This is a genomic window from Chloracidobacterium sp. (assembly GCA_016711345.1).
GTDB lineage: Bacteria > Acidobacteriota > Blastocatellia > Pyrinomonadales > Pyrinomonadaceae > OLB17.
Map to the genome: position 1 here is coordinate 3,690,600 of JADJTD010000001.1, position 14,427 is coordinate 3,705,026.

The window sequence follows — 14,427 nt, forward strand, 5'->3', positions numbered from 1 at the left end:
TATGAGCATGGAGCAGCAACAAGAAACGTGGCAGATCGAGGCTAACGGCCAAGTCTACGATACAAGTTTTGAAGAATTGACAACGTTGATCGATCGCGGTGATCTGCTGCGTATGGACCGTGTTCGCAAAGGCAACCTGCGTTGGATCGAAGCAGGTAAAGTTCCCTCGCTGCTCGCGGTCTTTAATGCAAAAGAAGGCGATCAGCCTGCGAAGCCTGTTATCACTTTAACAAAGCTCGGACCGCCTGTATTTCCAGGCCAGCAAACTTCAAAAGTAGTCAACGCTTTACCGGCACAAGCGGTTGATCCAATGCCGAACGCCGAGCCCTCATGTTCGATGCATGATGATATTCCGGCGACTTATCAATGCGGCACATGCTTTAGTAACTTCTGCAAGACCTGTCCTAAATCTTACGGCGGCACCGTTAAGATCTGCCCTTACTGCGGTGCGATGTGCGAATCGCTGGCAAAGGTCGAAGCGGCTCGTGTCGAATCCGTTAATTATGCGGCAGCCTTGGGCAACGGTTTTGGCTTTGGCGATCTTATCAATGCACTTGCTTATCCCCTAAAGTTCAAAACTAGCCTTGTCCTCGGAGCGGTACTGTATATGTTTTGCTCGTTAGGGCAAGGAGCAGCGGGCTTTGGCAGCATCTTTTTGATCGGTGCCGGTCTAATAAGCTATATGCTCGCCAATACTCTCGTTTTTGGTGTTCTATCGAACACGGTCGAGAATTTTGCTCAGGGCAAGATCGGCGAGAATTTCATGCCTTCGTTTGACGATTTTTCGATCTGGGAAGATGTCGTCCAACCGTTCTTCCTGAGCATCGGAGTTTATATTTCGTCATTCGGGCCTCTTCTGCTTTTGATGATCGTCGCATTCTTTTTTGTGACGAGTTCGGTATCAAATGAACTGAACAGCATTCAATCCGACGCCGCACAGACCGTCGCACCACAACTTCCCCTCGCGGCGAAAGCGAACCAGCAAACTCAAACCGTCAACGAACTGCTCAATCGAACCAAGGAAGCCCAAAAGCGCCGCATGGAGCAGATCGAAAAAGAAACGGAAGAAGCATACTCATACGATCCGAATTTTATGCCCGGAGAGTCTAGCTCGATCGCTCCGGAAGCTGAAGCCTTTAACCGCCAACAACAACTCGCGAACCAAACTCAGAATAATGCCGCCGGCAATTCGCCGGAAAACGGTTCGCCGCCGGTTGTTGACGACAGCGAAGAAATGGTGATGCGTGCCAACCAAATTATTCAAGACACGCGAAAGGCACAGCTCGAAGCCGCTGTTGGCAAAGCTCCTGACACCATTGCGAAGGAGCGTTCCGCATTGTTGTCAACAATACTTGGTTACGGCGCACTCTTTCTGCTTGTCGGCGGCGTGTGCCTGCTTTGGGGATTGTTCTACTTCCCTGCAGCGTGTGCGGTCGCGGGCTACACACAATCATTTGCAGCCACCGTCAATCCTCTCGTCGGGCTCGACACCATCAAACGCCTCGGCCTCGATTACGTCAAGATCCTGCTGATGTGCCTCGTGATAGTAATAATTTCCGGCATCATCAGCGGCATTCTAGGCGTGGTCTTCTTCGCATTCGATATGCCCGGCGTCGGCAACATGCCCGCAAAAGCCATCGGCAGCCTGTTTGGATTCTACTTCGCAGTGGTATTCTCATGCATCCTCGGCTTTGCGATGTTCAAAGCATCAGACAGGCTCAAATTGCCATCGTAAGTGATCATCGTCGAACGTCTCCACCGTGTTATCACCATCCGCGAGGCCGCATTGAAAAAGACGAACGGTTGAAATGAGTTTTGAGAAATTCAAAACTGCGCAAAGATATCGAAGTCGTGTGCGGTTGCTATTATTGGAATGTCTTTATCGCGAACACCTTTCAGAGCGGATTCTATAAGCGCCATGAACTTGCATAAAACCAATAGCTCGGCGATCTCATAAGGCGTCTCAAAAACGTCATCTTTCCAAAGTTCGTTTCGATGATATTGTTCAAATGCTGTCTGGACGCTTTCGAGTCCATGTAAAACGACTTTCGGCCAATCTGTTGAACGCCAATCGCATAACCAGTCTGCGTCTGTTTGTATGTCAGAATATTCATCGTAGCCAAATAGATCGAAATACCAGCAGTCAGGATTGATATCGAAACCGTTCATTTCCAAGTAAACAGCCTTGAGCTCAAATCTGGACTGACAATCTTTTATAAACTCATTTATTTCCGACAGTATATCAGACGCTGAATTACTGAAATCCGCGCCGATCAATTCAATAAAGTGCGGGTGTTTTTCTTGTGCCAACAGATATTCAAGATGTTCCACTGCACCGGCAATATCGGTAGTTCGAATCTTGGCGTTGATTGCGTCCCAAAGGATTGTATCCATACAGTTTGGTGATAATACACTAATTTCGATATTCTCAGCGACTTTTTTTTGCCTAAGCCCGTACGTTAATAAGAATAAGGGCGCTACATTTCAGCGTGGAATGTATCGTCTTTTCTTGTTGTCAAAGATCTAAAGAGTTGCAAAAGCCTAGGCTCAAATTGCCATCGCAAGTGTTCATCGCGATTTCCGCACTCAGCGCGGGTTACAAAGTTTACGTTGCGATATCCAGGCGTTCATTTCCTCAAGTGAGGAAGAATAGTCCAATCGACTTATTCCAAATTCAGATCGGTTGTATCCGAAGCCAAGTAGTGCATGACCTATCCCGCAAGAACCACCACGCGATGCGATACAATCCTTTGCCTTGATTAAACCAAGAAATTCACTCACTTCTTTCTCGTATGGAAGGCTTGTCCGATAGTCTTTAGGTTCGATAGCAATCTGATATACCAAAGCATCGGGGCCCGCAAGTTCTTCTGCAATAACAAGCTTCTTTACAATACAGTTCGGTAATGTCCAGCGTATAAAAACCCGTGCGTTACCATGATCAAAATACTCCGGGCCAGTTCGCTGAAATGGTTTTGGTTCTCCAAGTAATTTAATAACTTCCGCGCGAGTTGTTTTGAGAGGAAATATATTGTTCCAGCTGGCTGCCAGACAAGGAATAGCCAGTACGCCTAAACAAAGAACTATTAAAAAAAGCTTCTTCATAATAAATACTACGTCGTTGATATTACACCAATTTCGTTCTTATCAATGAGAATTGTCTTCTACGTCCCAGAATTTTCAAAACCCACAACTTTTGTACGAGGGTTCGCGGTGCATTCTTACGGCTATGGAGGTGGCGTCTATTTGGTCGTCGTGCGTCCCTGAAGGGAAGGCGGCGGCTTCGTCTATGAAGTCGGTGTTCCAAGCGCCCTTGACGAGAAAGACCTTGCCTTCTTCGGCGAGTGATATCCATGGAAGTGCCTGCGTTACTTTGTCGCCTTTTACTTTTATGCCTCTCAAAGCGCGTCCCCGAGTTGCGGGGTCGCTTCTTAGGTCCTGGATCACTGCATTTCCGTTTGCCGAAAGCTCGATGCCGTGTTCGGTGTTGCTTTCGGCCTGAATGCGTCCCAGAATGTAACGACGTTGTTCGGGATATTCGATACGGCGTCGAAAACCGCCGTCGATGTACATATTGCCTGCACTGTCATACGCGACTTTAAGGCTCGCTGTGTAATCCGCCGTCGCATTCTTTGAAATTCCGAGATCATAGCCTCGTTTCCATTTCAGGTTTGGCGGAGCCGCATCGACTTTGCGAAACCATGCACGTTTAAACAAACCGCCTTCGGCCGGTGTCGGCCTTTGCTGATAGAGTGCGGCAAACGAATAAGTGCCGAGTTTGCGTTGAAGACGGTCGAGAGCTTCTTCATCAAACCACTTTGGGCAGAGAGCCTCGCCGGGAGCGCGTCCCAGCGCATCTGTCGAATGCGGAGTGTGGAATGCGGAATGCGGAATTTCTGAAAGGGAGCCGTTTTTTTCTTCATTCCGCATTCCGCATTCCGAATTCCGCACTTCAGCGACCGCAGGGAGCGAGATGACGTCCCATTGCTCGCCGCCTTCTTCGGCGGCTTCTCTTAGTAAACGTCCGGCGAGGTCGTCTTCGTGCCAGCGGGTTTGGATGAGGATGATCTTGCCGTCGGGAGCGAGGCGTGTGTAGATGTCGTCGTTGAACCAGTTCCAAACATTTTCACGAAAGGTCTCACTTTCGGCTTCGGCTCTGGACTTCACAGGATCGTCAATGATGATAAGCTGAGCACCGTAACCCGTCACGCCTGCACCTCTTCCGACCGCACGGACACCGCCGCCTTCGCTCGTTTCCCATTCGGCTTCGGAGTTTTTTGCACGCGTGTGGACGAACCAGTCAGAACCGCCTGCGGCAGCGGGTGGTTGAAGCTGGCATTCGGCGAGAAACTACAGCGTGTCGAAGCATTGGCCGGTAATCGCTTACGAACTTGAGTGGGATCGCTTGTTAAACCACCAGCTGCCGCTGGTGGTTCTGACACGGCTCGATCTTCCAAGAGTGCGTTTCGTATCATTCGCGAGAAGCGGTTTGCGAGGCCTTGGTTGTAGCTGCCGATGATGATCTTCATTTTCGGGTCTTTCTTGAGCATGTAGGCAGGGTAACGGACCGTGACGAGTTCCGATTTTCCGTGTCGCGGCGGCATGAATATCATCAGCCGTTTGCTGTCGCCGTCCGTAATGCGTTTGAGGTGCTTGTAAATATAGACCTGATGCTTCCATTCCCAGGTCATCTTCGGCCACGTTCGTTTTAGCCAATCCTTGAACTCTTCGAAGTCCGGCAAAGAACTCGCCTCCTTATTAACGACGGGTAAGGCGGTAGTCTGGACGTAGCTCTCTGCCTGCGGCTCGTTGGAGAGAACAACCCCGTCTGCCGAAGCGGCAGCCTTGGCTTTTTCGCCGCAGCCTTTTGCTGTTCTCTTTGTTGCTTCAGCAGCCATTCAAATCCGTAGGTCTCGATCCATCCGGGCGTGCATGTGCCTCGTTCGAAGCGGCGGTAGAGACTTCTTCTGTGAAAGTCCCGATACCCCATCTCGCGCATTTCCTTCTCGATAAGTTCGTGATTCTGTCCGTCGTGCTTCAAATACAGATCACGGCAATCATGTAGCTTTTGAATAAATTCTTCTCTGTTTTGCATAGTGATAACCGAACGGATACTTCCGTTCGATCTTCACGCTAGCGCGGTTTTTTGAAAATTGATATCCCAATTTTCTCGAAATGGCTGAACTTTCTCGAAATGGCTTAACTTTCCCGAAACGGCTTAATTTTCCCGAAAAAGCTCAATTTTCACGATATGGCGTGATTTACACGATATGGCTTAACTTTCCAGGCAGAGCTACATTGTTAAACACCGCTAACCTGATGCAGAAGCCCGCACGAAGTAAGGGCGTCCGTCGCCGCTAAAGAACGCCCTTACTCCGTGCGGGCTTCTGCAATAAGAACCTTAGGCTTAAAGGCGTAACTCCTGTGACATTTGGTAAACTCTTTGAAGCCGGAAACGTATTAACGTATTACGGCTGCGCCTTGAGATGAATTTTAGCGAAACACTTAAACTTGCATTTGCCGCGATCTGGGCGCATAAGCTGCGTTCGTTTTTGACGCTGCTCGGAATGATCATAGGTGTGACGGCGTTTATGGTCGTGCTGTCGCTGCTGCAGGGGTTTAATGCTTACGTCGATGAAAAGATCGCGGGCATCGGTTCGAATTCATTTACTGTGAGGCGTTTTAGCTTTGACGATTTCAAAGACACCGACACCGTCGCGGCGGCACAGCGGCGTAACAAGGAACTAACATTTGATGAACAGGATTTCATCCGCGAGCACGCTCAGCTTATTGATAAGATCGGCGCCAAGGCTGGCAATACTTCGCGTGAGATAAAGCACGGCGACGAAAGCCTGCAGGACGTCCAGATCGCTGGTGCCGAACCGGTAGTAGCCGAGATCGACAAACTTGATATCGCCGAAGGCAGATTCTTTTCGCCGCCCGAAAACGACAATGCAGTGCGGGTTGCGTATATCGGCATGGATGTCGCGACGAAGCTGTTTCCGCAAGGCGGAGCTGTCGGCGGCGAGATAACCATTCAAGGAATTCCCTACCGTATCGTCGGCATTCAAACGGCGAAAGGCACCGTCTTTGGGCAGCCGCAGGATAATTTTGTAACGCTGCCGATCAAGACATTCGGTGCGGCTTTTGGCGGGTTGGTGCGGCAGCGGGCGCCGTACTTCGTCGTGACGGCGAAGAACGAGAAGGTGTTCAACGATGCGGTCGAGGAAGTCAGGACCTTGATGCGGATCAAGCGAAAACTGGAATTTGGTGAGAAAGATACATTCGGCATCCTCACACCTGACGCTATCACCGGCATTCGCGACAGAATTTTGGGGCCGACGTTTTTGGTGATCATTGCTGTGCCGACGATCGCCTTGCTTGTCGGCGCCATTGTCATCATGAACATCATGCTCGTCTCCGTCACCGAACGAACCAAGGAGATCGGCATCAGAAAAAGCCTCGGAGCACGGCAGGCTGACATCTTGAAGCAATTCCTCATGGAATCCGCGACGCTGTCGGCGATAGGCGGTATCATCGGCCTTCTGATCGCGGAAGTGCTTGGGATCGTTATTACAGCTTTTGTATTCCAGACGCGAATACCTTTGTGGTCGGCATTTTTTGCGATAGCGGTTTCCGGCGCTGTAGGCGTTTTGGCGGGTTTATTTCCAGCCTGGAAGGCGGCGAGGCTTGACCCGATAGAGGCACTCAGAGCCGATTGATCCAGAATGACTATTTTAAACAGCCCATTTTACGAGAATTTCAAGATGGCGTTCGATACGATACGCGGCAATAAGCTGCGCTCGTTTTTGACGATACTTGGCGTCGTTGTCGGCGTTATTACGGTCATGTTGATCTCGTCGATAATCAGCGGCATTAACGTTGCGGTCGAAAAGGAAGTTGAATCGTTTGGAACGCGGTCGATCTTTCTTTACAAGATGGACATAGGCATCCGCACCAGCCAACCCACGCGCGAAGAGCGGATGCGTAAACCTCTGACGATGGAGGATGCAGATGCAATCGGACAACTGCCGAGTATCGAAGTGGCGGTGCCCTTTCTCGATATTTCAAATAACTTCTTTGGGCAAAAAATTAACGTTACGGGCAAGAACGGTAAGACATCGACGTCGGTGCAACTGCAAGGAACTCTGCCGGCAATGGACAAAGCCCCTGGCGAAGTGCTGATCGACGGACGTTGGTTTTCGGACGGCGAGAACGACGCAAAAGCCAACGTTTGCGTCATCGGTGATTTTGTCCGCGAGGCGTATTTCCCCTACGAATCACCGCTTGGACAGACGATCGAGGTTGGGGGACAGGAATTTCGTATTATTGGTTTGCTGCAAAAACGCGAACAGCTTTTCGGCGGTGGCGGCGGGAATAACGATCAAACAAATGTAATTTATATGCCGATGGGAGCGGCACTAAAATTAAAGCCGAACGCGGATGACCTTTTTATTTTAGCGGTTGCGCGCGAAGGCTATCTTGAAAAAGCAAAGGACGCTGTTCAAGACCTTTTACGTATCCGCCGACAGGTAAAATTCGGCGACCCAAATAATTTTTCAATGGAAACGGCGGCGAGCCTGATCGATCAATTTTCAGCGATCACAGGCGGCGTATTTTTGGCAATGGTCGTGATCTCGTCGGTGGGATTAATGATCGGCGGGATTGGCGTGATGAATATTATGCTCGTTTCCGTGACCGAGAGAACGCGAGAGATCGGCATTCGAAAAGCGATCGGAGCGAAACAGAGCGATATATTACTTCAGTTCCTCATTGAGGCTGCGACATTGACCGGATTTGGAGGCGTCGTTGGCTTACTGATCGGTTGGCTTCTCACGTTTATAGTTAGATTGATAATGCCGTCCTATGTTCCTCTGTGGGCACCGATCGCAGGTTTTGGAGCCAGCGTCGGCATAGGCATAATTTTCGGGCTGTTCCCGGCATGGAAAGCAGCCCGTCTGGATCCGATCGAAAGTCTTCGATACGAGTAAATCTTTATTAACTGATAAAGCTTGGGAACAAAGCGGCCATCGCCACTCCGAAAATTATCAACAGAACATATATACTTAGTGCCGCGCTCCAGGCGATAGTTCCAGTTACTTTTTCTCCGGTATTTTTCAAGCCCGTTGCGATCATCCATATCCAATAAAAAAGAAGTAAACTGAACGAGCCCAGCAGCGTAAAGATAATCGGATGTTCGGCGGGCAGTACAAGAAAATTAGGATTGTCCTGGATCAACGTTTGCTGCCCTAATATCGGGTGAATATCGTCGGGGTCTTTTATAAAAAGAAGTACTGTGTTCAGAACAAAACGTATAACAGAAACGGGGAACGTCGCATAAATACCTGCCGCAAATGCCTGCCAAAAATTGATCTGGCCACCCATTGCCATCGAAAAGAGCAAAAAGATCAATGCTAGAAATGCATAACCAAATATTGAAGCGGCAAAGCCTGAAACAGCTTGTCCGGCCTTGATCACGGGATCCTTGTTGTCGGCAAGTGCCTGTGCACGGCCTTCTTCGATGCCTTTTTTTGCTTGTTCATTATCTCTGATCATCGACATCTCAAGTGTCTTATCGATGGCAAAATTCGCGACGCGATCCGGCCCGAGCCGTTGGAGAAATAGATTTGTGTAGGTTACGGAAAGGATCGACATTATAAGCGCTGCGATCAGCCATCGCGGATGTCGGCGGAGATTTTTGAACACATCGGCCGGCGCGAAAAAAATATTGGCGAGCGTGCTTCCAGTTGACATTTTCTCGACGCCTTCATCTTCGGGCTTATCAACAAAGCTGAGGCCTATCACTAGACCGCCAAAGAGGATAAGCGTTACACCTGTCGAGGTCATGCCGGGCACGATCTTTGTAATGCTTAAAATGCAAATAACGAAACCAACTGCGGCAGCTATAATTCCGGCGATTCGATTCATATTTTCCTCTCAGAAATTGGTTTAAGAATTACTACAAAACTTACGCTGATATCAACCGATTGTTTCAAGATACTCACATGCTAGTATCCGTCCACTCGGATACATGCGGCGAAATGCCCGTTTGTGATTTCGCGTAATTCCGGTTCCACATTAGCACATTCGCCAATAGCTATCGGGCAACGAGTGCGAAAACGGCAACCGGACGGCGGATTTATCGGCGTCGGAATGTCGCCTTTTAATACTATTCTTTCGCGCTTCTTTGTTGGGTCTGGAATCGGGATAGCGGACAGCAACGCCTTTGTATAAGGATGCAGCGGCATTTCGTACAATTCGTCAGCATCGCAGATCTCGACGATCTTGCCTAGATACATCACAGCAACGCGGTCGGAAATATGTTCGACGACCGCCAAGCCGTGCGAAATAAACAAATACGTCAGGCCAAATTCATCCTGCAGTTCCTGCAGCAAATTCACGACCTGAGCCTGCACCGATACATCCAGAGCCGACACAGGTTCGTCGCAAATTATGAGTTTTGGATTTAGAGCCAAGGCACGCGCAATCCCGATTCGCTGGCGTTGTCCGCCGGAGAATTCGTGCGGGTAGCGGTCGGCGTATTTCGGGTCAAGGCCAACTTTTTGCAACAGGTCTGCTACACGATTGTTCTGTTCTGCTTTGTCGCCGATGTTATGGATCTTGAGCGGCTCGGCGACGATCTGTCGGATGCTCAGTCGCGGATTTAGGCTCGCGTATGGATCCTGAAAGATGATCTGCATCTCGCGGCGAAGCGACTGCATTCTATTGTTAGGTAAGCCAACAATATTTTCGCCTTCAAACAACACTTCACCACTTGTCGGTTCATGCAGACGAAGCAGACACCTTCCGACAGTTGATTTGCCGCAGCCCGATTCACCGACGAGGCCGAGCGTCTCACCTGCGATGATCTCAAACGAAACATCATCAACCGCCTGAACTACATCAGCGCTGTTTTCAACAGGAAAGTGCTTGACGAGGTGACGAACCTCGAGAAGAGTTGATACTTGAGTCTTAGCAGCGATGTTGCTCATTGAATACTAAACCTCAGCCGATAAGGTTCTCTCCCTCGCAATAGTGAATTTCAGTTTTTCATCATGCAAAACGCAACGAACCTTTACATTGTTCGGCAATTCGGTCAACGGTATTTCTCCTTCGATGCAGATCTCCATTCGATGCTCGCAACGAGGAGCGAAATGGCAGCCGAACGGAAGATTTGTCGGGCTTGGTACTGTGCCTTCGATAGTTTGAAGCCGGACAGCCTTTGCGGAGCCTGCGTCGGTTAGTTTAGGCACCGAACGTAGAAGACCTCTTGTGTATGGATGTTTTGGATCGGCAAATAGCTCGTCAACGCCTGATTCCTCGACGATCTTGCCGGTGTACATCACGCAGACGCGATCGGCGACTTCGGCAACTACTCCGAGGTCGTGAGTGATGAGCAAAACGGCCAATTTTCGTGTTCTTCGAAGCTCATCTAACAGTTCAAGTATTTGCGCCTGAATCGTTACATCTAAAGCAGTTGTGGGTTCGTCGGCAATGAGCAATTCGGGGTTGCAGGCAAGTGCCATTGCGATCATTACACGCTGCCGCATACCGCCGGAAAGCTGATGAGGATAGTCGGAAACGCGGCGTTCAGGCGACGGTATAGAGACCTCTTTCATTGCCTCTATCGCTGCTGCCCATGCCTGTTTCTTGTCCAGTTTTCGATGCAGCCGCAACGCTTCCGCAATCTGTTCGCCAACAGTAAAGACCGGATTGAGCGACGTCATCGGGTCCTGAAAGATCATCGCGATGTCATTACCGCGTATCTGGCGAAGACGTTCATCGGACGCAGTCGTCATCTCTTCACCTTTAAATTTGATCGAACCGCCCGTGATTTTACCCGGTGAAGAAATCAGCCGCATTATCGACAACGCCGTGATCGATTTGCCGCAGCCTGACTCGCCGACGAGGCCGAGCAGTTCCCCTTCGGCGATATGAAAACTCACACCATCGACGGATTTAACAAGCCCAGCCCGCGTCGGAAACTGTGTTCTTAGATTTGTGACTTCAAGTAGATTGGGCACTAGAAGAAATTTAACGCAAAGACGCTAAGAAGCAAAGATGCAAAGGAAAACAAAATGGCTCTGCTTATCTTTGCGATTTTGCATCTTTGCATCTTTGCGTTGAAAAAATAACAAACTATTTGTTCTTATTCGGATCGGCCGGTCGTTTTGGCAGCTTGACCGGGGTTGCGTTTATTTTTTTCATCAACTCGGCGATCGAGCGTTCCAGTTGCGGATCGCCGCCGGCGATGACTGATTTTGGATCGTTATCGACCTCGATGTCGGGATCGACGCCGTAGCCTTCAATGATATATTCGCCGTTGGTGTTTGCCAATGCGGAAGACGGTACGCTGACGGAACCGCCATCGATCAGGTTGCCCTGATTGCCGATGCCGACAACGCCGCCCCAACTTCGCTTGCCGACAAGCTGGCCGAGGCCTGCCTGACGAAACATATAAGGAAAGATATCGCCATCCGATGAGGAGTTTTCGTTGAGAATGGCAATCATCGGCCCCATGAATGCTCCATCGGGATAGGTAGATGCATCTTCGTTACCGGTTGAGAAATTAACACCGAGTACCTTGCGGCTGAGGCGTTCGATCAGCATTCGAGAGACGTTTCCGCCGCCATTTACTCGTACATCGATTACGAGACCCTCCTTATTAAGCTGCGGATAGTACCATTTGATAAATTCGCGGATTCCAGGCGCGCCCATGTCAGGAATATGTAAATAACCAAGCCGTCCGTTCGACATTTGATCGACGCGACGGCGATTGCCTTCGACCCAATCTAAATAGTTCAGATCAGATTCGTTGCCGATAGGGCGAAATGTGACAGTACGAGACCCTGTCGAGGTTGGGGAACTATTAACGGTTAGCGTTACAGTCGTGTCAGCCTTTCCGCGCAAATATGAATATATATCTTTGTCCGTCGATACATCTTCGCCGTTTATTGCGAGAACGTAATCGCCGACCTTTGCTTCGCTGCCAACTTCGGTAAGCGGTGAACGGTAGATGTCCTCTTCGTTTTGCCCGCCAAAGATCTTACTGATCTTATAACGGCCGGCTGCTTTATCAACATCAAATCTGGCTCCCGGCAACGCTACGCGAACACGCGGCGGCAGATTAAAGTCACCTCCGTCAATGTATGCGTGTTGGACAGTCAACTCAGATGCCATCTCAGAGATGACGTAATTTAGGTCCGAACGATGAGCCACATACGGCAGCCACTTTTTGTAATCTTCGCGGATCTTTGCCCAGTCGAAGCCGTGCATATTCTTGGCGTAGAACCAATCACGATAACGCCGCCAAACTTCATTAAAGATCTGATTCCATTCGGCAACTGGATCGATCTCAGTTATCAGGCCGGAAGTTGATACTGGCTTTCGAGTTTTGTCGCCATTTGAATTGGCATCCAGGATAGAGAAGCCGCCCGGCCCGCCTGCAAGTATTTTCATTCCATCAGCCGAGATTGCATATCCTCCGCCAGGCTGCATTAGCGTTGTTTCTTTTCGATCCTTGAGTGAATAGATGCGAAGCGATCCTGACGTTTCTGCTTGGCGGCCATAATAGAATGCCGGCGACACTGCGTAGATCAAGTTCCCTTTGTTTATCGAAAGCCCACTATAATTATCGGCCGGCAGCGGCACTTTGACGACGCGCTTTTCGATGCCTTCAAAATTTATTATTTCGGGTGTTTCCGGTTTTGGCGCAGGCGGTCCGGCAGGTGGAGTTGGCGGACCTTCTTTTTTCTCTTCAGTGATCGCTACTTCGTCGTTTTCGTAAGGGAAAGGATTTTTTCCAGCTGTTTGTAGTGTCAACGAATATATCTGTGTTGATCGGTTGGTTGCGTAGTTAAATTCAGCACCGGCGATCTGCGGCGCAAATTCGCGGTCACTTAAAAAATAGAGATATGAGCCGCTTGGATCGAAAGCGGGGCTTCTTGAACCAAACATTTCCGGTGTTACGCGAGTACTTTTATTATCCGTCGCACTCCATATATAAATGGCTGATTGACGATTAGGGCTTTGCATTGAATAGGCAAGAAAATTCCCTTTCGGTGACCAGTCGTAATCGCGAATTTGTCCGTTCGGCCCATCGGCTACCATTTGAAGCTGTTTTGTCGCGACAGTAACGACATAGACCTTTCCGTCCTTGTCGCTAAAGGCGATCTTCTTTCCGTCGGGCGACCATGTAGTGCCGTATCGCTGTGCGCTGCCGCCGGTCGTTATCTGTTGCGGCGGCGTTGAGCCATCCTGTGCAACTGTCCAAATTTCTTCTTCGCCGCTTTTGTCCGAAATGTAGGCAACGGTTTTGCCGTCCGGAGACCAAGCCGGAAAACGATCGTGAGCGTCCGACGATTTTGTGAGATTGCGAACGCCGCCTTTTTCGATCGGTGCCGTGAAAATATCACCGCGAGCGGAGAACAATGCACGTTCGCCTTTTGGGCTCAAGCCATAATTGCCTATCTGATTTCCAACCGAAGCCTGACGTTTTCGTTTATTGACACCGTCGTCGGGAACATTGATCGTCAGTTTTGTTGTCTTTTTTGAACCGACATCCATTCGTTCGAGTTCACCGTCACGTTCGTAAATGATCTGGTTTTGGTTATCGGAACTCGGCCATCGAATGTCCCAATCGCGGTTCTTTGTGACCTGCGTTGTTTTGCCGCTTGCCGTGTCGTAGGCGTAAAGATTAAATTTGCCATCCTTATCAGAGTTGTAATAGATCGTGCTGCCGATCCACATCGCGTCGCGGCAGGCTCGAGGGCTGTCGGAGATGAGCTTGACATCGTTGGTTGCCAGATCGTAAGTATAGAGTTTATTTGCCTGTCCGCCGCTGTAACGTTTTTCGGGACGAAAATCTCGAAATCTCGGCGAATAGACCATCTTGGACCCATCAGGCGAAAAATCTCCCGAACCGGCTTCGGGCATCGGCAAAGTTTCTGCCGGACCGCCCTGCGGAGAAACTGTATATAGCTTTGCGATCGGCAACGCCCACGAATCTCTTTGGCTGCGGAAAAAAACTTTGCCGTCCTTTGTCCAACCAAGCACCTGATTGTCATGACCCCAACGCGGAGCTAATGGCCCCTTTGATGGATAGAATGTCAGTTGTTTCGGCTCGCCGCCGCCGGATGGCATTACATAGACCTGCTCGTCGCCGTCGTACTGGCCCGTAAACGCGATCCATTTACCATCGGGCGAGAATTTGGCATAGGTTTCCACGCCCGCATGAGCGGTGAGGCGTGTTGCAGTTCCTCCACTGCCGGAGGTTGTCCACAGGTCGCCGCCGTAAGTGAAAACGACGCGGTCGCCGTAGATATCAGGAAAGCGCAAAAGCTTGGTCTGAGCCTGCGAGCATACTACAAGAAAAAGAACGACCGCAGCGGCCGAAAGCACTTGTTTGAACATTTTAGATTCCTCCGTCAA

General features: G+C 49.8%; 11 protein-coding genes. 3 read left to right on the forward strand and 8 right to left on the reverse strand.

Features of this window, described 5'->3' with window-relative positions; all coding sequences use genetic code 11:
* The first annotated feature begins 1 nt into the window (after window position 1).
* Window positions 2-1,735 carry a hypothetical protein gene (locus tag IPL32_15680; protein MBK8467258.1) on the forward strand — a complete coding sequence of 578 codons (1,734 nt, stop codon included), beginning with the start codon at window positions 2-4 and terminating at the stop codon, window positions 1,733-1,735.
* A gap of 89 nt (window positions 1,736-1,824) precedes the next feature.
* Here IPL32_15680 and IPL32_15685 read toward each other — a convergent pair whose 3' ends face one another.
* The 4 genes from IPL32_15685 to IPL32_15700 form a co-directional block, all read right to left on the reverse strand.
* The gene (locus tag IPL32_15685; GenBank protein MBK8467259.1) at window positions 1,825-2,394 is read right to left on the reverse strand and encodes a hypothetical protein; all 570 of its coding nucleotides are present in this window, start codon (window positions 2,392-2,394) and stop codon (window positions 1,825-1,827) included.
* A gap of 192 nt (window positions 2,395-2,586) precedes the next feature.
* Window positions 2,587-3,102: a hypothetical protein gene (locus tag IPL32_15690; GenBank protein ID MBK8467260.1), complete on the reverse strand. Its 516-nt coding sequence runs from the start codon at window positions 3,100-3,102 to the stop codon at window positions 2,587-2,589.
* A 75-nt stretch (window positions 3,103-3,177) separates the two neighbouring features.
* On the reverse strand, window positions 3,178-4,206 hold the full coding sequence (terL, locus tag IPL32_15695; GenBank protein MBK8467261.1) for a phage terminase large subunit: 1,029 nt from the start codon (window positions 4,204-4,206) through the stop codon (window positions 3,178-3,180).
* Window positions 4,203-4,895, reverse strand: a complete 693-nt coding sequence (locus tag IPL32_15700; protein MBK8467262.1) for a hypothetical protein — start codon at window positions 4,893-4,895, stop codon at window positions 4,203-4,205. The genes terL and IPL32_15700 overlap by 4 nt, the downstream gene beginning before the upstream one ends.
* A 588-nt stretch (window positions 4,896-5,483) precedes the next feature.
* Here IPL32_15700 and IPL32_15705 point away from each other — a divergent pair.
* Together IPL32_15705 and IPL32_15710 are read left to right on the forward strand one after the other, a co-directional pair.
* A complete protein-coding gene (locus IPL32_15705) occupies window positions 5,484-6,719 on the forward strand; it encodes an ABC transporter permease (protein MBK8467263.1) in 1,236 nt (411 codons plus the stop codon).
* A gap of 6 nt (window positions 6,720-6,725) precedes the next feature.
* The gene (locus tag IPL32_15710) at window positions 6,726-7,988 is read left to right on the forward strand and encodes an ABC transporter permease (protein MBK8467264.1); all 1,263 of its coding nucleotides are present in this window, start codon (window positions 6,726-6,728) and stop codon (window positions 7,986-7,988) included.
* Between the two features lie 7 nt (window positions 7,989-7,995).
* Here the strand turns inward: IPL32_15710 and IPL32_15715 are convergent, their stop codons facing one another.
* From IPL32_15715 to IPL32_15730, 4 genes are all read right to left on the reverse strand, one after another.
* Window positions 7,996-8,925: a YIP1 family protein gene (locus IPL32_15715; GenBank protein MBK8467265.1), complete on the reverse strand. Its 930-nt coding sequence runs from the start codon at window positions 8,923-8,925 to the stop codon at window positions 7,996-7,998.
* Window positions 8,926-9,005: 80 nt separating this feature from the next.
* A complete protein-coding gene (locus IPL32_15720; protein MBK8467266.1) occupies window positions 9,006-9,989 on the reverse strand; it encodes a dipeptide ABC transporter ATP-binding protein in 984 nt (327 codons plus the stop codon).
* Window positions 9,990-9,995: 6 nt separating this feature from the next.
* Complete coding sequence (locus tag IPL32_15725; GenBank protein ID MBK8467267.1) at window positions 9,996-11,021, reverse strand: ABC transporter ATP-binding protein; 1,026 nt, start codon at window positions 11,019-11,021, stop codon at window positions 9,996-9,998.
* A gap of 115 nt (window positions 11,022-11,136) precedes the next feature.
* Window positions 11,137-14,409: a PD40 domain-containing protein gene (locus IPL32_15730; protein ID MBK8467268.1), complete on the reverse strand. Its 3,273-nt coding sequence runs from the start codon at window positions 14,407-14,409 to the stop codon at window positions 11,137-11,139.
* Window positions 14,410-14,427 lie beyond the last annotated feature (18 nt).